The following is a 19,288-nucleotide window of genomic DNA, read 5'->3' as shown; positions in this document are numbered from 1 at the left end:
CGCGGCCGCGCCGCGACCGCGAGCGTTCGTTCTCAGACAAGGAGTGCTATGGACTGGCGCGATCACGCCGCATGTCTCGCCGCGGATCCCGAGCTGTTCTTCCCCGTGGGCAACACCGGTCCCGCCGTCGACCAGATCGAGCGGGCCAAGATCGTGTGCGCGGAGTGCGAGGTGACCGACGCCTGTCTGCACTACGCGATGGAGACCGGCCAGGACGCCGGGGTATGGGGCGGCCTGAGCGAGGATGAGCGGCGTGCGCTGAAGCGCCGCGCGGCGCGCGCTCGGCGGGCCAGCTGAGGGATCACGAGGCGACGCGCATGAGCACTCAGACGGAGCATCCCGAGCGTCTGCAGGCCGGCCAGCCGGCCCCCGATCTCACCCTGCCCGATGCGGATGGCCGTGAGGTGTCGCTGGCCGGGCTGCGCGGGCACCGGGTCATTCTCTATTTCTATCCGGCGGCGGAGACCCCCGGTTGCACCACGGAGGCCTGCGACTTCCGCGACAGTCTCGCGGAGCTGCAGGCCCAGGGGTACACCGTGCTCGGGGTGTCGAAGGACGCGCCGGCGAAGCTGCAGCGCTTCCGCGAGCATCATGCGCTGTCGTTCCCGCTGCTGAGCGATCCGGGACTCGACGTGCACCGCGCGTACGGGGCCTATGGGACGAAGCGGCTGTACGGCCGCGAGGTGCAGGGCGTCATCCGCTCCACCTTCGTCATCGACGAGCAAGGGATCATCACCCTCGCCCGGTACAACGTGCGCGCGAAGGGACATGTCGCGTCCCTGCGGCGTGCGCTGGAGATCCCCGAGGTCTGAGCCTCGACCCGGCCCGGGCGACCAGACCCCGGGGCGAGCGCTGGGGCGTCAGTGGCCGGGCGCATCCGGTCCGAGGACCGGGACGCGGCGACCTCGCCGCGATTGCTCGGGCTCAGCGCTCGCGGGTCGCCTCGATGACCGGCCGGGTGAACAGCAGCACGCCCGTGAGCAGCGCGGGCACGAGCAGCGCGATGAACGCGGGCAGGCTGCTCTCCGGGCCGCCGAGGCTGCCGGCGGCGATCGCGACGAGCACGAGCTGCACGAACACCCCGGCTGCTCGCGCCCAGGAGCGGCCGCGGCGCAGCCGGCGGGCGGCCAGCAGGATCCACGTGCCGAATCCGGCGCAGATCACGGCGAGCGCGATGGTGGACGCGATGGCGCCCCCGCCGGTCACGGCCTCCACGAGCGCCCAGACGGCCAGCGCGAGCGCACCGAGGCCCTCGAGGGCGAGCAGCGTCCCCGCCGTCCGCAGCTGCCAGGGTGACCGTCCGTCCGACATCTCGCCTCCGTGTGCTCCGCTCCCCCGGCGCCCGCGTCCGCGCCGGGGGAGCGGAGCGGCGTGCCGGTGGCGCCGGACTCGTGCCGACACCGCCTCGTAGCCTAGCGCAGCGGGGTCGGGCGAGCCGGGCGTCTCGCGGGAGGGGATCGGTCCCCGGCCGCCCCGGCCGCCGGCGCCCGCGGGTGCCTCGGGCATGGCCGGGGCCCCGTCCTCTGCTATCGTGAGGCCGACGCCCCGTTCCCGATCGAAGGAAGCCGCATGTCCGTCTCCGCCCCGCTCGCGCCCGCCGCCATGCCCGCGGGCTTCGCCCCGTCCGCGGTGCCGGCGGCCGCCGTGCTCGCCGGGGGTGATGCGGGCGTGATCGCCGCGTTCGTCGCCGACGTGATGGCGGCGCTGGGCGCCCCGGGTGTGGGCCTGCTCATCGCGCTGGAGAACCTGTTCCCGCCGATCCCGAGCGAGGCGATCCTACCGCTGGCGGGGTTCGCGGCTGCGCGAGGCGAGCTCGGTCTCGTCGCCGTCATCGTCTGGGCGACCGTGGGGTCGGTGGCGGGCGCCCTCGCACTGTACGGGCTTGGGGCCTGGCTGGGGCACGAACGGCTGGTGCGGCTGGCCGACCGCATCCCGCTGTTGAGCGGGCAGGATGTGGAGCGCACCCGCCGCTGGTTCGTCCGTCATGGGCCGGCGACCGTGCTCGTGGGGCGGCTCGTGCCCGTCTTCCGCAGCCTGATCTCGATCCCGGCGGGGGTCGAGCGGATGCGCATGGCGGTGTTCGTGCCGCTCACGGCGGTCGGGTCGCTGGTCTGGAACACGGCGCTGGTGCTGGGTGGGTTTCTGCTCGGCGAGCATCTGGACCGCATCATCGCGTTCGTGGACGCGTTCCAGTGGGTGGTGCTCGCCGTGGTCGGTGTCGCCGTGGCGGTCTTCGTCGTGCACCGGGTGCACGCCCGGCGCGCCCCCGCGGAGATGGGGTCGGACGCCGGCGAACGCTGATCCCGTCGCCGTGGGGCGTCGGGGCGGTCCGAGGCGTCCTCCGCCGGGACCGCCTGGGTCTGTGGGAGCCGGGGGAGACAGGTCTGCGGCCCGCGGGGGCGCCGGAGGGGGTGCACGCAGGCCGGTCAGAGGGGTGCGATACCATCGTGGTGGCCCACGCCGCCCACGGAAGGGGAGATCGCATGAGCGCATCAGCGGATCGCTTCGACCTGGTCGTGGTGTCCAATCGGCTGCCCGTCGACCGCACGGTCGGCCCCGACGGCACCTCCGGGTGGCGGCGCTCGCCGGGCGGTCTGGTCACTGCGCTGGAGCCGGTCATGGAGCTCTCCCACGGTGCCTGGGTCGGCTGGCCCGGGGTGCCGGATCAGGAGTTCGAGCCGTTCGTGGCGCAGGGCGGCTCACGCGGCGGCAGCTTCCACGTCTTCCCCGTCTCGCTGAGCGAGCAGGAGCTCGAGCGGTACTACGAGGGGTTCTCGAACGCGACGCTGTGGCCGCTGTACCACGACGTGATCGCGCAGCCGCTCTACCACAGGGTGTGGTGGGAGAGCTACCGGTCGGTCAACGGCCGCTTCGCCGAGCGGGTCGCCGAGATCGCCGCACCGGGGGCGACGGTGTGGGTGCAGGACTACCAGTTGCAGCTCGTGCCGCGCATCCTGCGCCGGCTGCGGCCAGATCTCGCGATCGGGTTCTTCGACCACATCCCCTTCCCGCCGTACGGGCTGTTCGCCCAGCTGCCGTGGCGGCGTCAGATCCTCGAGGGGCTGCTCGGCGCCGACCTGATCGGATTCCAGCGCGCGGAGGACGCGCGCAACTTCTCTCGTGCGGTGCGCAGCCTGCTCGGGCTGTCCTCACGCCGGGGCACGATCGAGGTGCCCGCCGATCCGGAGTCGGGCATGGGCGCGCACCTGGCGGTCTTCGACGATTATCCGATCTCCATCGACGCCCACGAGTTCGAGCAACTGGGCCGTGACCCCGAGATCCGAGAGCGCGCACGGCGCATCCGGCACGACCTGGGCGACCCGCACCGGGTGCTGCTCGGCATCGACCGGCTCGACTACACGAAGGGCATCCGTCACCGGCTGAAGGCGTACGGCGAGCTGCTCGACGAGGGGCGCGTGCACGTGGAGGACACGACGCTCATCCAGATCGCGGTGCCGAGCCGCGAGCGGGTCGAGACGTATCGTCGGCTGCGCGACGACATCGAGCTGACGGTCGCGCGCATCAACGGCGATCACAGCGTGATCGGCCGGCCGGCGATCCAGTATCTGCATCGCAGCTTCCCCCGCCGCGAGATGGCCGCGTTCTACCTCGCCGCCGACATCCTGCTGGTGACGGCGCTGCGTGACGGGATGAACCTCGTGGCCAAGGAGTTCGTGGCCACGCATGTCGACAACGACGGGGTGCTCGTGCTCAGCGAGTTCGCCGGAGCCAGCGACGAGCTGAAGACGGCGCTGCTGATCAACCCGCACGACATCGACGGGCTGAAGGACACGATCGTGCAGGCGATGGAGATGTCCCCGGCGGAGGTCTCCCGGCGGATGCGGGCGATGCGGCGACGGGTGAGCGAGGACGACGTGGAGCGGTGGTCGGATGCGTTCCTCGCCCGGCTGCGCGCGGTCAGCGACGACAACCGGCAGGGGCTCGCCGCCGAGGACGGCTCACGGCGTGGGGCGCGATCGCGGGCCGACGGCGGAGGGCGCGCGTGACCCCGGAGCTGGACGCCGCGCTGCGTCGGATCGCGCGGGTGCCGCATCTACTCGTCGCGCTCGACTTCGACGGCACGGTCGCACCGTTCACCGACGACCCGGCTGACTCGCGTTCGCTGGCGGACGCGCATCTGGCCGTCATCCGGCTGTGGGATACCCCGGACACGGATGTCGCCTATGTCTCCGGTCGTGCGCTCGACTCGCTGCGCCAGGTCAGCGACGCCCCGCCGGGGATGCTGCTGGTCGGCTCGCACGGCGCGCAGATGCAGCTGGGCGAGGGGGAGGACCCGCAGCCGCTGAGCGCCGGGGGCATCAGTGACGTGGCCGCGGTCGGCGAGCTGCTGGAGCAGGTCGCCGCCGAGGCCCCGGGCGCCTGGGTCGAGCACAAGCCGGTGGGCGCGGTGCTGCACACCCGGACGGTGCACCGTTCCGCGGCCGAGCGGCTGCAGCTGCTGGCCCGCGAGCGGGTGGCGGAGCGGGTGCCGGCCGCGCGCATGATCCCGGGCCACGACGTTCTCGAGTTCTCGCTGCGGCGGACGGACAAGGGGCGGGCGGTGCGGACGCTGCGCGAGCGCACCGGGGCCGACACGGTCTTCTACGCCGGTGACGACCGCACGGACGAGGACGTCTTCCGTGTGCTCGAGCCACATGACGTGGGGGTGCATGTGGGGCCGGGGGAGTCGCTGGCCGCCTACCGGGTGGTCGGGCCCCGCGCCCTGGCCGGGGTGCTCCTCACGCTCAGCGGGCTGCGCCGACGACACGCGATGCTGCGGGACTGAGCCGGCTCGTCCCGGTGTGCTAGGGTGGCATATCGCGGGGTCGGCGAGATCCGCCGAGGTCCCCGCTTATCGATCAGAGGGAGCCGCGCCGCATCAGGCGCGCGGTGAGCAGACGAGGAGAGTGAGCGGAAGCCATGACCCGTGCCGTGCTCTCCGCTGGCCGCATGTCCTCCGTCTCGCCACGAGCGCTCGTCTCCTCTCTCATCATTCCCTCCCTGGTCGTCCTTCTTCTCGTCCTCCTGCTCATTCTCGGCCGCTGACCGGGTGGCGCTGATCTCCTCGCCCAGCGTTCCGGCCAGCGGGTGACAGCACCGATCGAGCCCACGAGGACCATCATCATCTCCGAGGAGCGTTCCATCATGACTCCCACCCCGAAACCGTCACCCGGCGCCGCGCACACGCGCATGACCGGTGCCGAGATCGTCATCGCCTCCCTGCGTCGACTCGGCGTCACGGACGTCTTCGGGCTTCCCGGCGGGGCGATCCTGCCGACCTACGATCCGCTCATGGACGCGAAGGGGCTGCGCCACTACCTGGTCCGCCACGAGCAGGGCGCTGGCCACGCCGCCGAGGGGTACGCCTCGACCGGCCGCGGCATCGGCGTGTGCATCGCGACGTCCGGGCCGGGCGCGACGAATCTCGTCACCGCGATCGCCGACGCGTACATGGACTCGGTGCCGCTGCTGGCGATCACCGGCCAGGTGTTCTCGACCCTGATCGGCACCGACGCGTTCCAGGAGGCCGACATCGTCGGCATCACGATGCCGATCACCAAGCATTCGTTCCTCGTGCGCAGCGCAGACGAGGTAGCCGGTGCGATCGCCGCGGCCCATGAGATCGCCACGACCGGTCGTCCCGGCCCGGTGCTCGTCGACATCAGCAAGGACGCCCAGCAGGGGCTGGCCGACTTCCAGTGGCCGCCGCAGGTGTCTCTGCCGGGCTACCACCCGGCGACGCAGCCGCACGGCCGCCAGGTGCAGGCGGCGGCGGAGCTGCTCGCCCACGCGCAGCGTCCCGTGCTCTATGTCGGCGGCGGTGTGATCCGCTCGGGTGCGGCCGCGCAGCTGAAGGCGTTCGCGGAGGCGACCGGCGCCCCGGTCGTCACCACGCTGATGGCGCGCGGGGTGTTCCCCGACTCGCATCCGCAGCATCTGGGCATGCCCGGCATGCATGGCACGGTGCCGGCGGTGCTGGCCCTGCAGCAGGCCGACCTCATCGTCAGCCTCGGCGCCCGCTTCGATGACCGGGTCACCGGCAACGCGAAGACGTTCGCGCCGTTGGCGAAGATCATCCATGTCGACATCGACCCGGCGGAGATCTCGAAGATCCGGCATGCGGACGTGCCGATCGTCGGCGACCTGCGCCAGGTGCTCGACGAGCTGCTGCCTCAGTACGAGGCGGAGACCGCCGAGGGCGCCCCCGACCTCTCGCAGTGGTGGGAGCATCTCAACCGGCTGCGCGAGGACTACCCGCTCGGGTACACGGAGCCGAGCGACGGGCTGCTCGCCCCGCAGCGGGTCATCCAGCGCATCGGCGAGCTGACCGGCCCCGAGGCGGTGTACGTGGCCGGCGTCGGCCAGCATCAGATGTGGGCCGCGCAGTTCATTCGCTATGAACGGCCGAACTCCTTCCTCAACTCCGGCGGCGCGGGCACGATGGGTTACGCGGTGCCGGCGGCGATGGGCGCGAAGGTCGCCGAGCCCGACCGGGTCGTGTGGGCGATCGACGGCGACGGCTGTTTCCAGATGACCAACCAGGAGCTCGCGACCTGCGTGATCGAGGGCATCCCGATCAAGGTCGCCGTGATCAACAACTCGTCGCTCGGCATGGTCAAGCAGTGGCAGACCCTCTTCTACGACGAGCGGTACTCGAACACCGAGCTGAACACCGGCGCGGGCACGCAGCGCGTGCCGGACTTCGTGAAGCTCGCGGAGGCCTACGGCTGCGCGAGCCGCCGGGTCGAGCGGGCGGACGAGATCGACGACGCGATCACCTGGGCGTTGTCGGTGAACGACCGGCCGGTGGTCATCGACTTCGTCGTGTCGAAGGACGCGATGGTGTGGCCGATGGTGCCGCAGGGTGTCAGCAACGACTTCATCCAGTACGCGCGTGACGAGTCGCCCGCGTTCGAAGGGGAGGAATGACCATGAGCAAGCACGTGCTCTCCCTGCTGGTCGAGGATCGCCCCGGCCTGCTCACCCGCGTGGCGGGGCTGTTCGCCCGGCGTGGGTTCAACATCGACTCGCTGGCCGTCGGCAACTGCGAGGTCGAGGGGCTGTCGCGCATCACCGTCGTCGTGGATGTCGAGCGCCAGCCGCTCGAACAGGTCACCAAGCAGCTCAACAAGCTCGTCAACGTGATCAAGATCGTCGAACTGGAGGCCGACAGCTCCGTGCTGCGCGAGCACATGCTCGTGAAGGTGCGCGCCGACGCCGGCTCACGCTCGCAGATCGTCGAGATCGCCGAGCTGTTCCGGGCCCGGGTCGTCGACGTCTCGCAGGACGCTCTGGTCATAGAGGTGACCGGCGACGCGCAGAAGAATCGCGCGCTGCTGCGCCTGCTCGAGCCTTACGGGGTCCGCGAGCTCGTCCAGTCCGGGCTGCTCGCGATCGCACGGGGGCCCCGTTCGATGACCGACCGGGTCGCCCGCGGCTGACCCGCCGCTCCGGCCCGGTCGGTGCGGGCCGGGCACACCGTCCGCCGGCGCGTTCGCGACGACGGGCCCACCACACCCACCACCACATCAACAGAATGGAGACACCATGGCAGCAGAGATCTTCTATGACGACGACGCGGATCTGACGATCATCCAGGGCAAGAAGGTCGCGGTCATCGGCTTCGGCTCGCAGGGGCATGCGCACGCGATGAACCTGCGTGACTCGGGCGTCGACGTCCGCATCGCCCTGCGCGAGGGGTCGAAGACCCGCAAGCACGCCGAGGAGGTCGGCTTCACCGTCGTGAGCAACGCGGAGGCCACCAAGTGGGCCGACGTCATCGTCGTCCTCGCCCCCGACCAGTACCAGGCCGACCTGTACAAGAAGGACATCGAGCCGAACCTGACCCCCGGCAAGACGCTGCTGTTCGCACACGGCTTCAACGTGCGCTTCGGCTACATCGACGCGCCCAAGGGCGTGGACGTCGTGATGATCGCGCCGAAGGGCCCGGGGCACATCGTCCGCCGCGAGTACGAGGCCGGCCGCGGCGTGCCGGTGCTCGTGGCGGTCGAGCGCGACGAGAGCGGTCACGCCTTCGAGACGGCCCTGTCGTACGGCAAGGGCATCGGCGGCACCCGCGCCGGCGCGATCAAGACGACCTTCACCGAGGAGACCGAGACCGATCTGTTCGGCGAGCAGGCCGTTCTCTGCGGCGGCGTGTCGCACCTGATCGAGGCGGGCTTCGAGACCCTCACCGAGGCCGGCTACCAGCCAGAGATCGCCTACTTCGAGGTCTGCCACGAGCTGAAGATGATCGTCGACCTCATCAACGAGGGCGGCCTGTCGAAGCAGCGCTGGTCGATCTCCGACACCGCCGAGTACGGCGACTACGTCTCCGGCCCGCGCGTCATCGACGCCCACGTCAAGGAGAACATGAAGGGCGTGCTCGCCGACATCCAGTCGGGCGCGTTCGCCAAGCGCTTCGTCGACGACCAGAAGGCCGGCGCCCCCGAGTTCAAGGCGCTGCGCGCCAAGGAGGAGGAGCACCCGATCGAGAAGGTCGGCCCGAAGCTGCGCGCGCTGTTCGCCTGGTCGAAGCCGGTCGACTCCGACTACGTCGAGGGGCACGTCGACCGCCACGCCTGATCCGCCGGGTTCGAGCGGCATGACCGGGGTCGTCTGCAACGCCGGTCCGATGGGTCGCGCCCTCACGGGTGCGGCCCATCGTCCGTCTCGGGACGGATTCGGCGGCGTCCCTCCCGCGGCGGTCAGGGGCGCTGCCATCCGGCCGCGCGGCTGGGCCCGTATCATGGTGACCTGAGACAGTGGTCCGGACGGGCCGCGATCGGAGAGGAGCTGGCTATGGCCGGTGAGCATGACGTCCCGGGGGCGGATGACGTCTCGGGCGCGACCGATGCGGCGGAGGACGCCCCTGCGGGCGGCCTCGCCGCGCTCGACCGGCTGCCCGCGCCGGCGCTGATCGGGGTGGGCGTCGTCCTCGGCGTGCTCGTCCTGTTCACCGTCGCCTGGGCGAGCATCCTGCTCGGCCGGCTCGACACCCCGCCGCAGCCCCTGCTCGACGGGCTCGACCGGGTGCAGCTCGTGCTCGGCGTCGGAGCCCCGCTGCTGTGGGGCGTCGCCGGGCTCATCCTGCTGCCCGGCCGCCGCTGGCCGTGGAAGGCGCTGTGGGGCGTCGCCGGCCTCGTGCTGCTGGCCCCCTGGCCGTGGATCCTCACGCTGATCATCGCGGCGGGAGCGGGCCGTTGAGCGCGCGACGGGGGCGCGGAGAGAGCACCATGGACGAGCAGCGTGACGACACAGCCGTCGCGGCGGCAGTGGACCGCTCCCGGCCGGCCGACGCCCGCTCCGACGGGCTGGTCGCGCGGTCGGGGGCACGGCATGCCCGCGTCACCCGCGGTGACGTGGTCTGGCTCGTCATCGGCGCGCTCGCGTTCGCCTACCCGGTGTGGCAGGCGTTCGCCTTCGCGTTCGCCAACGATGACACCGGCTGGCAGCTCGTGTTCGCCACGTTCGGGTGGACGCGGTGGGCGCTGCTCGCTGTCTCGGCACTCGTGCCCGTCGGGCTGCTCGTCGGCACTTGGGGGGTGTCGCGCGGGCGGGCGTGGTGGCAGCGGGCGCTCGTGTTGCTCGCCGGCCTCGCGCTCGTGCCCGTCGTGGTCGTGTCAGCTCAGCAGGCGGTCATGTCCGTGCCCGCCGTGAACGATCTGATTCTGGGGACGCTTCTCGAGGACGTCCTCGTACAGCAGTAGCCGCTGCGGCCCGCGTGGGCGGGAGCCCGGGATCCGTGTCCGGGCAGCGGCGTGGGCGCGTCCGAGCGGGCGCGCGGAGGGAGGTTCAAGAGGATGAGCGACACCACGATCGATCTCGGGGTGATCCCCGGCGACGGCATCGGGCCGGAGGTCGTCGAGCAGGGGCTGCGCGTGCTCGCGCGGGTGGCCGGCGATGCGGGGCTCGCGATCACGACGACCGAGTACGACCTGGGCGCGCGGCGCTACGAGCGCACCGGCGAGGTGCTCTCGGACGAGACGATGGCCGAGCTGCGTCGGCATGACGCGCTGCTGCTCGGCGCGGTGGGCGATCCCCGCCGGGTGCCCGCCGGGGTGCTCGAGCGCGGGCTGCTGCTGCGTCTGCGCTTCGCGTTCGACCACTATGTGAACCTGCGCCCGGTGGAGCTGTTCCCCGGGGTCGCCTCCCCGCTGGCAGATCCCGGGCCGATCGACTTCGTCGTCGTGCGTGAGGGCACCGAGGGGCTGTACACCGGCAATGGCGGCGCCCTGCGCGTCGGCACGCCCCACGAGGTCGCCACCGAGGTGTCGGTGAACACCGCCTTCGGCGCCCGGCGGCTCATCGAGCACGCGTTCGCCCTCGCCGAGCGACGGCCGCGCCGGCATGTCACCCTCGTGCACAAGAAGAACGTGCTGGTCAACGCGGGCGGGATGTGGCAGCGGCTCGTCGACGAGGTCGCCGCCGCGCACCCGGACGTCACCCACGACTACCTGCATGTCGACGCGGCCACGATCTTCATCGTCACAGACCCCGGCCGGTTCGACGTGATCGTCACCGACAACCTGTTCGGCGACATCCTCACCGATCTCGCCGCGGCCATCACCGGCGGCATCGGACTGGCCGCCTCGGGCAACATCAACCCCGACGGCACGGCGCCCAGCATGTTCGAGCCGATCCACGGGTCGGCGCCCGACATCGCCGGGCAGGGCGTCGCCGACCCGACCGCCGCGATCCTGTCGGTGGCCCTCATGCTCGACACGCTCGGCCACCCCGGGCCGGCCGAGCGCATCCGGCAGGCCGTGCGGGCCGACACGGCCGCGCGCGGGGACGCCGCCCGCGGCACGGCCGAGATCGGCGACGCGATCCTCGCCCGACTCGGCTGATCACCGGGCGTCCGGGGCCGGGGCAGAGTATCCTGAGAGACGGACGGCTGAGCCGTTCCCGCGCGACACGATCGCGCGCCCCCGTCCCCGCGCCCCGGCCCGCACACAGAGCTCGCGTGTCACGGCGTGACGAGACCTCGTTCGAAGTGAAGGAAGACATGAGCGACACGACGGATGCGCTGACGTTCGCGCACACCCCCAACCCCCATCCCACCGACCCCGCGAAGCGTGCCGAGATCCTCGCCGACCCCGGCTTCGGCGTCCACTTCAGCGACCACATGGTCACGATCGACTACGACGTCGAGCACGGCTGGCACGACGCCCAGGTGCTCCCGTACGGGCCGCTGGCCGTCTACCCGGGTGCCTCGGTGCTGCACTACGCCCAGGAGATCTTCGAGGGGCTGAAGGGCTACCGCCACGCGGACGGCTCGGTGTGGACGTTCCGTCCCGAGCGCAACGCCGCCCGGTTCCAGAAGTCGGCCGAGCGGCTGGCCCTGCCGCAGCTGCCGACCGACCTGTTCGTCGAGTCGCTGCGCCAGCTCGGCACCGTCGACCGTGACTGGGTGCCGGATCCCGAGGGCGAGAAGAGCCTGTACCTGCGGCCGTTCATGTTCGCCACCGAGCAGTTCCTCGGCGTGCGCAGCGCGCAGGAGGTCAAGTTCGTGCTGATCGCCTCGCCGGCCGGCCCGTACTTCGCCGACGGGGTCAAGCCCGTCGACATCTGGCTGAGCGAGGACTTCGCCCGCACGTCGCTCGGCGGCACGGGCGAGGCGAAGTGCGGCGGCAACTACGCGGCCAGCCTGGAGCCCGAGAACGAGGCCCACGCGAACGGCTGCGCGCAGGTGCTGTTCCTCGACACCGAGACGCACACGAACGTCGACGAGCTCGGCGGCATGAACATCATGTTCGTCACCGATGACAACGTGCTCGTCACCCCGAAGCTCACCGGCTCGATCCTGCATGGCGTGACCCGCGAGTCGCTGCTGACGATCGCCGCCGAGGACTTCGGCCTGAAGGTCGAGGAGCGTGCGGTGTCGCTCGACGAGTGGCGCGAGCGCGTCGCCGACGGCACGTTCACCGAGATCTTCGCCTGCGGCACGGCCGCGGTGATCAATCCGCTCGCCGCGTTGAAGGGCCGCACGGTCTCCATCCCGGCCGCCCGGAACACCGGCGGCGAGGTGACCATGGGGCTGCGGAAGGCGCTCACCGACATCCAGTTCGGCCGCGTGCCCGACAGGCGCGGCTGGATGGTGCAGCTGGCGCCGGCGCGCTGATCGCGTCCGCTCGCGTCGACGGGCCCCGGACTCCCCGCGGAGTCCGGGGCCCGTCCCGTCTCTCCGGGCCGGCGGCCGGACGACGCCGCGCCTCGGGGTCCGGGCGACTAGGATGACCTCGTTCCCGCCCGGGCCGCCCGGGCCCGCGTCGTCTCTGGAGGTCCGCCCATGAAGATCGCCCGCTTCGTCACGAAGGACGCCGCACCGCGGTTCGGCGTGCTCGACGACACCGACCTGGTGGTGCTGCGGGGCGATCCCCTGTTCGACGGGTACGAGACGACGGGGGAGCGGGTGCCGATCACGGCCGTGCGGCTGCTCGCCCCAGTGATCCCCCGTTCCAAGATCGTGTGCGTGGGCCGCAACTACGCCGCGCACGCCGCCGAGAAGGGCAACGAGGTGCCCGATCACCCGCTGCTGTTCCTCAAGCCGAACACGGCGGTGATCGGCCCCGGCGACGCGATCCGCATCCCGCCGTTCGCCGGCACCGTCGAGCTCGAGGCGGAGCTGGCGCTCGTGATCGGTCGCACCACCCGCCGCCTGCCCGCCGACCGCTGGCGCGAGGCGGTGTTCGGGTTCACCGTGGCGAATGACGTCAGCTCGCGCACGCTGCAGCGTGACGACCGGCAGTGGGCGCGCGCGAAGGGCATGGACACGTTCTGCCCGCTCGGCCCCGTCGTCGAGACCGACCTCGACGCCGAGGACGTCACGGTCAGCTCGCAGGTGAACGGCGAGCCCGCCCAGCACGGCTCCACCCGCGACCTGATCTTCCGCCTCGGCACGCTCGTCGAGACGATCAGCGACGCGTTCACGCTGCTGCCCGGCGACGTCATCCTCACCGGCACGCCCGCCGGCGTGCGGCCGATCACCCCTGGTGACGTCGTCACCTGCACGGTCTCCGGCATCGGCAGTCTGGTCAACCCGGTTGTCGCGCGCGACTGAGCGAGCCGCCCCACGCGCTGCCTCGCGGAGGCAGCGGGGTCAGGCGGAGGCGGCCGCGTCGTCCTCGGCGGCGGTCGCGTCGGCCTGGTGACCGCCGCCCAGCTCGTGGGCGATCGGGCAGGCTCCGCACCGCGAGGCGGGGGTGGCCTGCTCGGCGGTGATGCCGTACAGGGCGTCGAGCGCGGCGAGCACCTCGTCGTGCCGGTCCCGGGCGGCGAGCTCGCGGGAGCGGCGCATGGTCACGTGCAGCAGCCGCCCGGTGAGATGCCGCAGCGCCTTCTCCGTGGCCTGCGCGCTCGGCTCGTGGTGGGCGGCCCGGGCGATCTCCTCATCGAGCACGTCGAAGTACAGCGACTTCAGCCGGGCGAGCCCGTGGCCGACCCGCTGCTGGTTGCGCTGCTCGTGGAAGTCGTGGGCGGCGGCGTCGACGAGCTCGCGGGCGGCCTCGTCGCTGCGCAGCTCGTCGAGCGGGGCGTGCAGGCGGATCGTCTCGAGGTCGAGCAGGTCGACGTCCGGCAGGTCGGCGACGTCCACGGCGACGTTGCGGGGCATCCCCAGATCGATCACGAGCTGCCGGGACGGACGCTCCGGCACCGCCGTCGGGCCGACCGCGGGCTGGGCGGCGGCGTCGCGCGCGGCGACGAGCGTCGCGGCATCGAGCACCGTCCGCGGGGCGGTCGTGCAGGTGACGATGAGATCCGCCGCGGCCACCTCGTCGCCGACTTGGGCCGGGTCCACCGGGCGCAGGTCGCGCGGGCGGGCGAACGTCTCGGCGCGCCCCGACGCGGAGTGCACGGCGATGTCGCGCACGCCCCGGTCGCGCAGCGCCGCCACGGTCACCCGGGCGTACTGGCCGGTGCCGATGAGCAGCACCCGCAGCGCCGACCAGTCGACGATGCGGCTGTCGCAGAGGGTGAGTGCGAGGCGGACGATCGAGCGGCCCATCCGGCCGATCCCGGTGCGGTTCTTCACCTCGCGCGAGGTATGCGCGGCAGTCTGGAACAACCGCTCCAGGCCGGGGGAAGTGGTGCCGAGCTCGCGTGCGCGGGCGAGCGCGTCGGCCACCTGGCCGGAGATCTCCGTCTCTCCCACGACGAGCGACTCGAGCCCCGCGGCCACGGAGAACAGGTGCTCGGCCGCGTCATCGTCGACGTAGACGGCCGAGTGGGCGCGCAGATCGGCGACGTCGACGCCGGTGTGCTCGGAGATCGCCTGCCAGGCCGCGGCGACGGCCAACCGGGGGTCCGTGCCCGTCGGCTGCGTGACGTCCAGGTACGCCTCGAAGCGGTTGCAGGTGGCGACGGCGACCGCGCCGGTGAAGAACTCGTGCCGGGCCGCCAGCGTGCGCGCCGCGTCCCGCGCGCCGGAGAGGCTCCCGAGCAGGGAGAACGGGGCGTTCTTGTGACTGGACGACACGCAGAGAAGCACGTGTGGGATTCTAGCCGTCTGACGTCGATTCCCGAAATCGTCAGATGTTTGCCACAATGGGGCTCGTGGAGCTCCCCGAATCCCATCCGCTCGTCCGCCCCGGCGGCACCGCGTCCGCCCCGCTCGTGCGCGCGCTGCGCGGCGATCGACCCGACCGCGTCCCGGTCTGGTTCATGCGCCAGGCGGGCCGCTCGCTGCCCGAGTACCGCAGGGCACGCGACGGCGTGCCGATGCTGGACGCGTGCCTCGACCCCGACCTCGCCGCGGAGCTCACCCTGCAGCCGGTGCGTCGGCACGGCGTGGACGCGGCGGTGCTGTTCAGCGACATCGTCATCCCGCTGCGGCTCGCCGGCGTCGACGTCGACATCGTCCCCGGTCGCGGCCCCGTGCTCGCCCGCCCGGTGCGCACGATGGCCGACGTGCGGGCGCTGCCCGAGCTGCCCACGGACGCGTTCGCCCCGGTCGCCCGGGCCGCGGCACTCGCGGTCGCCGAGCTCGGCGACGTGCCACTGATCGGCTTCGCAGGGGCGCCGTTCACCCTTGCCGCCTACCTCGTCGAGGGCGGACCGTCGAAGGATCACCTCGCCGCCCGCACGCTCATGCTCGCCGAGCCGGAGACCTGGCGGGCGCTCGTGACCCGGATGGCCGATTACTCGGCCGCGTTCCTGCGCGCCCAGGTGCTCGCCGGCGCCTCTGCCGTGCAACTGTTCGACTCGTGGGCCGGCTCGCTCGCCCCGGAGGTCTACCGCTCGCGGGTGCGCGACGCCTCCGCCCGGGCGCTCGCCGGCGTCGCCGACCTGGTCGACCCGGCCGGCCGGGGCGTGCCGCGCATCCACTTCGGGCTCGTGTGCCCGGGGCTGCTCGCCGACCTGCGGGACGCGGGCGCCGACGCCGTGGGCGTCGACCACCGCACGCCCCTCGACCGGGCGATCGAGCTGCTCGGCCCGGACGTGCCGGTGCAGGGCAACCTCGACCCGGCCTGGCTCGGTGCCCCGGAGGCGCCCCGGCTCGCCGCGACCGACCGCATCCTCGCCGCCGGCCGGAAGGCGGCCGGGCACGTGTTCAACCTCGGTCACGGCGTGCCGCCGCAGACCGACCCGGACGTGCTCACCGCCCTGGTCGCGCACGTCCACGACTGGGAGGCGGAGCGCTGATGGCCGACGTCATCGTCATCGGCGGGGGGATCGCGGGTCTCGCCGCGGCGTGGACGGCGGGCCGGGCCGGCCGGTCGGCCCTTGTGCTCGAGACCGCCGGCCACGCGGGCGGCCCGGTCACCGGGCACCGGCTCGCGGGTCTCGAGCTCGACGCGGGCACGGAGTCGTTCGCCACCCGCGGCGGCCGGGTCGCGCCGCTGTTGGCCGAGCTCGGGCTCGGCGACGCGATCGTCGCACCGAACCCCGCCGGCGCGTGGGCCGGGTTCGCCGAGCCTGACGCCAGTGGCGCGCCCCGCCTCGCGGTGTGCCCGCTGCCGCGGACGGGCATGCTCGGCATCCCCGGCGACCTCGACGCCCCGGAGCTCCTCACCGCGATCGGGCCGGACGGCGTGGCGCGCGCCCGTCGCGATCTCGCCCTGCCCGCCACGGTCACCGGTGCGGCCGCCGGCGAGCCCGTGCTGCTCGGCCCGCTCGTACGCGCCCGGATGGGGGAGGCGGTGGTGCGCCGGCTCGTCGCCCCAGTCGCCGGCGGCATCTACTCGGGCGACCCCGACCGGATGCCGGTCGCCGCGGTCGCCCCCGGCCTCCTCGCCGAGCTCGACCGGACCGGGTCGCTCAGCGCCGCGGTCGCCCGGCTGCAGGCGCAGCGGGCGCCGGGCTCAGCCGTGCGCGGGCTCGCCGGCGGCATGCACACGCTCACCGACCGACTGGTCGCCGTGATCGCCGAGCAGGGCGGCACGGTGCGCACGCACGCCCGGGTCGTCGCGCTCGCCCGCGACGCGTCCGGGTGGTCGGTCGAGGTCGCCGGTCCCGCGGGCCGCGAGCGGCTGCACGCCCCGCAGGTCGTGCTCGCCACCACCGCCCGACCGGCGCTGCGGCTGCTCGCTGACGCCGGGGCCCGGGACCTGCGCGACGTCACCTGGCCGGAGCCGGCGCACATCGCCTTGGTCACCCTCGTCGTCGACGACGCCCGGCTCGACGCCCAGCCGCGCGGCACGGGGATGCTCGTCACCCCGGACGTCCCGGGGGTCGCGGCCAAGGCGATGACCCACGCGACCGCGAAATGGGCCTGGGCGGCCGAGGCCGCCCGGGATCCCGCCCGGGGCGGGCGGTCGGGTCGCCATGTGCTGCGCCTGAGCTATGGGCGGGCTGGGCAGCCCGCCGACCCCGACGACGAGGCGCTCGTCGCCCGGGGGCTCGCTGACGCGTCCGCGCTGACCGGCCTCGACCTCGACCCGGCCCGGGTCGCGGGTGCCGTGGTGCACCGCTGGGACAACGTGCAGCCGAGCCTCGACGCCGACCGGCTGCGCGAGGCCGTGCATGCGTTCGCCGCCGCGTGCGGCGATCTCGCCGTGGTGGGATCATGGCTGTCGGGCACCGGGCTCGCCTCGGTGCTGCCCGACGCCGTCGATCGCGCCGAGCGCCTCGTGGCCGCCCCCGCCGGCCGTCGCGTCGCGCCGGGTGCCGACGGGGGAGCACCAGACGCCGACCGGGCGACGCCGGGTGTCGGCAGGGGAGTGCCGGGCGCTGACCGAGGAGAGGGAGAGGAGCACCGATGACCGCACCGCTGCGTCTGGGCACGCGAGGCTCCCGCCTCGCCGTCGCCCAGTCCCGTCAGGTCGCCCGCGCGCTGGAGGCGGCCACCGGACGCCCCGTCGAGCTCGTCCGCGTCGTCACTCACGGCGACGTCAACCGGGCCTCGCTGGCGACGATCGGCGGGGTCGGCGTGTTCGCCACGGCGCTGCGCGAGGCGCTCGCCGCCGGGGAGATCGACCTCGTCGTGCACTCGTGCAAGGACCTGCCGACCGCGGCGGAGACCCGCCTCGAGATCGCGGCGATGCCCCGCCGTGCGGACGTGCGCGACGTCCTCGTCACGCGTGCGGGCCAGACCCCGGCGACGCTGCCCGCCGGCGCCCGGATCGGCACCGGGTCGACCCGACGCCAGGCACAGGTGCGCCGGCTGCGTCCTGACGCCCGCGTGGTCGACATTCGCGGCAACGTCGACAGCCGTCTGGCCCGCCTCGACGCCGATCTGGACGGCGTGGTGCTCGCCGCGGCGGGGCTCGCCCGCCTCGACCCGGCCGCGGACGTCACCGGCGGCTCGCTGCTCGCGACCCCGCTCGGCCGCGCCGACCTGACCGTGCACCCGCTCGCCGCTGACGCCTGGGTGCCAGCTCCCGCACAGGGCGTGCTCGCGGTGGAGACCCGCCGCGACGAGGCCGCGCTCGTCGATGTGCTCGACGACCCGGCCACCCGACTCGCCGCGACGCTCGAGCGGGCCGTGCTCGCGGGGCTCGGCAGCGGCTGCGCCGCCCCGGTGGGTGTGCACGCGACGGTCGCCGCCGACGGCGCCGTGCTCGTGCGCGCCCGCGTCTATGACGTCGTCGACGCGGTCGAGGCGCCCGGCCCGCAGCCCGGGGACGTCGCCCTGGACGTCACCCTCGACGACGTGCCGGCGTATGCGGACGCGGCGCGGATCACGGCTTGGGCCACCGCGGCTGGGGAGGGGATCGCTCGCCGGCTCGTCGCCGCCGGCGCCGACCGGGTCATCGCCGCCGCCGAGGTGCTCGCCGAGCGGGCCGCTGACGCCACGGCGCCCCTGGACGGGCCGGCGCCACAGGACGGGCCGGCGACACTGCACGGGCCAGTCGCACCGCACGGGTCGACGGCCGGTCGTCCCGCTGTGCCGGCCCCGGCCGTCGGCGACCACCCCGACGCGACGGATGTCTCCGGGGAGTCGCGCCGATGACCGCTCCGGCGGAGGCGAGGGCGCAGGCGGAGCGGACCGCCCCAAGCGACCTGGCCGGCTGGCGGGTGCTCGTGCCCTGGTCGGGCGAGCGCGGCGAGCGGATGGCCCGCCGCGTCCGCGCCCGGGGCGGCGACCCGGTGCTCGCCGAGCTCGTGCGCGCGGTGCCGCCGGTCGACGAGCGCCCTCTCGACGCGGCGCTGGCTCGGCTCGCGGCCGGGGACGTCGCCTGGCTCGTGCTCACCAGCGCCCGCGCGGCCCGCGTCCTCGTCGATCACGGGGCCACCGTGCCCGCCGGCACCCGCGTCGCCGCGGTGGGGTCGGCGACCGCCCGTGCGGCGCAGGCGATCGCCGGCGTGCGCGCCGACGAGGTGCTCGTCCCCGCCGATCACAGCGCGGCGGGCCTCGTCGCCGCCCTGCCCGCACCCGCGGAGCCGGGCACCACGGTCGTCCTCCCCCGCTCGGCGCAGGCGCACGACACGCTCGCCCGCGGGCTCGCCGGGCGCGGCTGGACGGTGGCCGACCCGGTCGCGTACCGGATGATCGGGGTGGCCCTTGACCAGCGGGTGATCGAGGACGTCCGCCGTGGCGCGCTCGACGCCACGCTGGTCACCAGCGGCACCGTCGCCCGGCAGATCGCCATCCAGTTCGGCGCGGCCCGCACGCAGACGGCGCTCGTGGCGATGGGGCCGCAGACCGCTGACGACGCCCGTGCGGTCGGCCTTGAGGTCGCCGCCGTCGCCGACCCACACGACGCCGAGGGGCTCCTCGACGCGGTCGCCGGGCTCGCCGCCCGCGGTCGCCGGGCCGCCGGCGCCACCACGATCTCGCGATCGCCCCGATCGCACGGCAGGATGTGACGCCGCCCGCCCGGGCGACGCGGAACGCGAAGGAGAC

19 protein-coding genes are annotated in these 19,288 nt (G+C 73.5%); 17 read left to right on the top strand and 2 right to left on the bottom strand.

Features of this window, described 5'->3' with window-relative positions:
- The first annotated feature begins 48 nt into the window (after positions 1 to 48).
- On the top strand, positions 49 to 297 hold the full coding sequence (locus F8O02_RS06180) for a WhiB family transcriptional regulator (RefSeq protein ID WP_158036381.1): 249 nt from the start codon (positions 49 to 51) through the stop codon (positions 295 to 297).
- Between the two features lie 20 nt (positions 298 to 317).
- On the top strand, positions 318 to 812 hold the full coding sequence (bcp, locus tag F8O02_RS06175) for a thioredoxin-dependent thiol peroxidase (protein ID WP_158036380.1): 495 nt from the start codon (positions 318 to 320) through the stop codon (positions 810 to 812).
- Between the two features lie 112 nt (positions 813 to 924).
- On the opposite strand, the gene F8O02_RS06170 is transcribed toward bcp, so the two are convergent.
- Entirely contained in the window at positions 925 to 1,311 is a 387-nt protein-coding gene (locus tag F8O02_RS06170; protein WP_158036379.1) for a hypothetical protein, read from the bottom strand.
- A 258-nt stretch (positions 1,312 to 1,569) separates the two neighbouring features.
- On the opposite strand from F8O02_RS06170, the gene F8O02_RS06165 reads away from it, so the two are divergent.
- From F8O02_RS06165 to F8O02_RS06115, 11 genes are all read left to right on the top strand, one after another.
- Complete coding sequence (locus tag F8O02_RS06165; protein ID WP_225734146.1) at positions 1,570 to 2,301, top strand: DedA family protein; 732 nt, start codon at positions 1,570 to 1,572, stop codon at positions 2,299 to 2,301.
- A 182-nt stretch (positions 2,302 to 2,483) separates the two neighbouring features.
- Positions 2,484 to 4,007, top strand: coding sequence for an alpha,alpha-trehalose-phosphate synthase (UDP-forming) (locus F8O02_RS06160; RefSeq protein ID WP_158036378.1), 1,524 nt, complete (start codon positions 2,484 to 2,486; stop codon positions 4,005 to 4,007).
- Positions 4,004 to 4,786 carry a trehalose-phosphatase gene (otsB, locus tag F8O02_RS06155; RefSeq protein ID WP_179416289.1) on the top strand — a complete coding sequence of 261 codons (783 nt, stop codon included), beginning with the start codon at positions 4,004 to 4,006 and terminating at the stop codon, positions 4,784 to 4,786. Before F8O02_RS06160 ends, otsB begins: the two co-directional genes overlap by 4 nt.
- A 359-nt stretch (positions 4,787 to 5,145) precedes the next feature.
- Positions 5,146 to 6,930: an acetolactate synthase large subunit gene (locus F8O02_RS06150; protein WP_158036376.1), complete on the top strand. Its 1,785-nt coding sequence runs from the start codon at positions 5,146 to 5,148 to the stop codon at positions 6,928 to 6,930.
- Between the two features lie 2 nt (positions 6,931 to 6,932).
- A complete protein-coding gene (gene ilvN / locus F8O02_RS06145) occupies positions 6,933 to 7,442 on the top strand; it encodes an acetolactate synthase small subunit (RefSeq protein WP_158036375.1) in 510 nt (169 codons plus the stop codon).
- A 106-nt stretch (positions 7,443 to 7,548) separates the two neighbouring features.
- Positions 7,549 to 8,586, top strand: coding sequence for a ketol-acid reductoisomerase (gene ilvC / locus F8O02_RS06140; RefSeq protein WP_158036374.1), 1,038 nt, complete (start codon positions 7,549 to 7,551; stop codon positions 8,584 to 8,586).
- Between the two features lie 216 nt (positions 8,587 to 8,802).
- Positions 8,803 to 9,207 carry a hypothetical protein gene (locus tag F8O02_RS06135; protein ID WP_158036373.1) on the top strand — a complete coding sequence of 135 codons (405 nt, stop codon included), beginning with the start codon at positions 8,803 to 8,805 and terminating at the stop codon, positions 9,205 to 9,207.
- A 29-nt stretch (positions 9,208 to 9,236) separates the two neighbouring features.
- Positions 9,237 to 9,710, top strand: coding sequence for a hypothetical protein (locus F8O02_RS06130; RefSeq protein WP_158036372.1), 474 nt, complete (start codon positions 9,237 to 9,239; stop codon positions 9,708 to 9,710).
- 93 nt (positions 9,711 to 9,803) lie between these two features.
- On the top strand, positions 9,804 to 10,850 hold the full coding sequence (locus F8O02_RS06125) for a 3-isopropylmalate dehydrogenase (protein ID WP_158036371.1): 1,047 nt from the start codon (positions 9,804 to 9,806) through the stop codon (positions 10,848 to 10,850).
- A gap of 158 nt (positions 10,851 to 11,008) precedes the next feature.
- Positions 11,009 to 12,124: a branched-chain amino acid aminotransferase gene (locus F8O02_RS06120; protein ID WP_158036370.1), complete on the top strand. Its 1,116-nt coding sequence runs from the start codon at positions 11,009 to 11,011 to the stop codon at positions 12,122 to 12,124.
- 168 nt (positions 12,125 to 12,292) lie between these two features.
- On the top strand, positions 12,293 to 13,063 hold the full coding sequence (locus F8O02_RS06115) for a fumarylacetoacetate hydrolase family protein (protein ID WP_158036369.1): 771 nt from the start codon (positions 12,293 to 12,295) through the stop codon (positions 13,061 to 13,063).
- Positions 13,064 to 13,102: 39 nt separating this feature from the next.
- Here the strand turns inward: F8O02_RS06115 and F8O02_RS06110 are convergent, their stop codons facing one another.
- Entirely contained in the window at positions 13,103 to 14,491 is a 1,389-nt protein-coding gene (locus F8O02_RS06110) for a glutamyl-tRNA reductase (RefSeq protein WP_158036368.1), read from the bottom strand.
- 44 nt (positions 14,492 to 14,535) lie between these two features.
- Between F8O02_RS06110 and hemE the strand changes: the two genes are divergently transcribed.
- Genes hemE through F8O02_RS06090 form a run of 4 tightly spaced genes read left to right on the top strand, consistent with a single transcriptional unit; the run spans position 14,536 to position 19,251 of the window.
- Positions 14,536 to 15,645, top strand: a complete 1,110-nt coding sequence (hemE, locus tag F8O02_RS06105; protein WP_179416290.1) for a uroporphyrinogen decarboxylase — start codon at positions 14,536 to 14,538, stop codon at positions 15,643 to 15,645.
- Positions 15,645 to 17,204 carry a protoporphyrinogen/coproporphyrinogen oxidase gene (locus F8O02_RS06100; RefSeq protein ID WP_158036367.1) on the top strand — a complete coding sequence of 520 codons (1,560 nt, stop codon included), beginning with the start codon at positions 15,645 to 15,647 and terminating at the stop codon, positions 17,202 to 17,204. The genes hemE and F8O02_RS06100 overlap by 1 nt, the downstream gene beginning before the upstream one ends.
- The gene (gene hemC, locus F8O02_RS06095; protein ID WP_158036366.1) at positions 17,201 to 18,394 is read left to right on the top strand and encodes a hydroxymethylbilane synthase; all 1,194 of its coding nucleotides are present in this window, start codon (positions 17,201 to 17,203) and stop codon (positions 18,392 to 18,394) included. Before F8O02_RS06100 ends, hemC begins: the two co-directional genes overlap by 4 nt.
- Entirely contained in the window at positions 18,391 to 19,251 is an 861-nt protein-coding gene (locus F8O02_RS06090; protein ID WP_158036365.1) for a uroporphyrinogen-III synthase, read from the top strand. Before hemC ends, F8O02_RS06090 begins: the two co-directional genes overlap by 4 nt.
- Positions 19,252 to 19,288 lie beyond the last annotated feature (37 nt).

Origin of the sequence: Pseudoclavibacter caeni (assembly GCF_008831125.1) — a bacterium.
Taxonomy (GTDB): Bacteria; Actinomycetota; Actinomycetes; order Actinomycetales; family Microbacteriaceae; genus Pseudoclavibacter_A; species Pseudoclavibacter_A caeni.
Note: the sequence above shows the minus strand (reverse complement) of the source record. Positions and strands in the feature narration are given on the sequence as shown.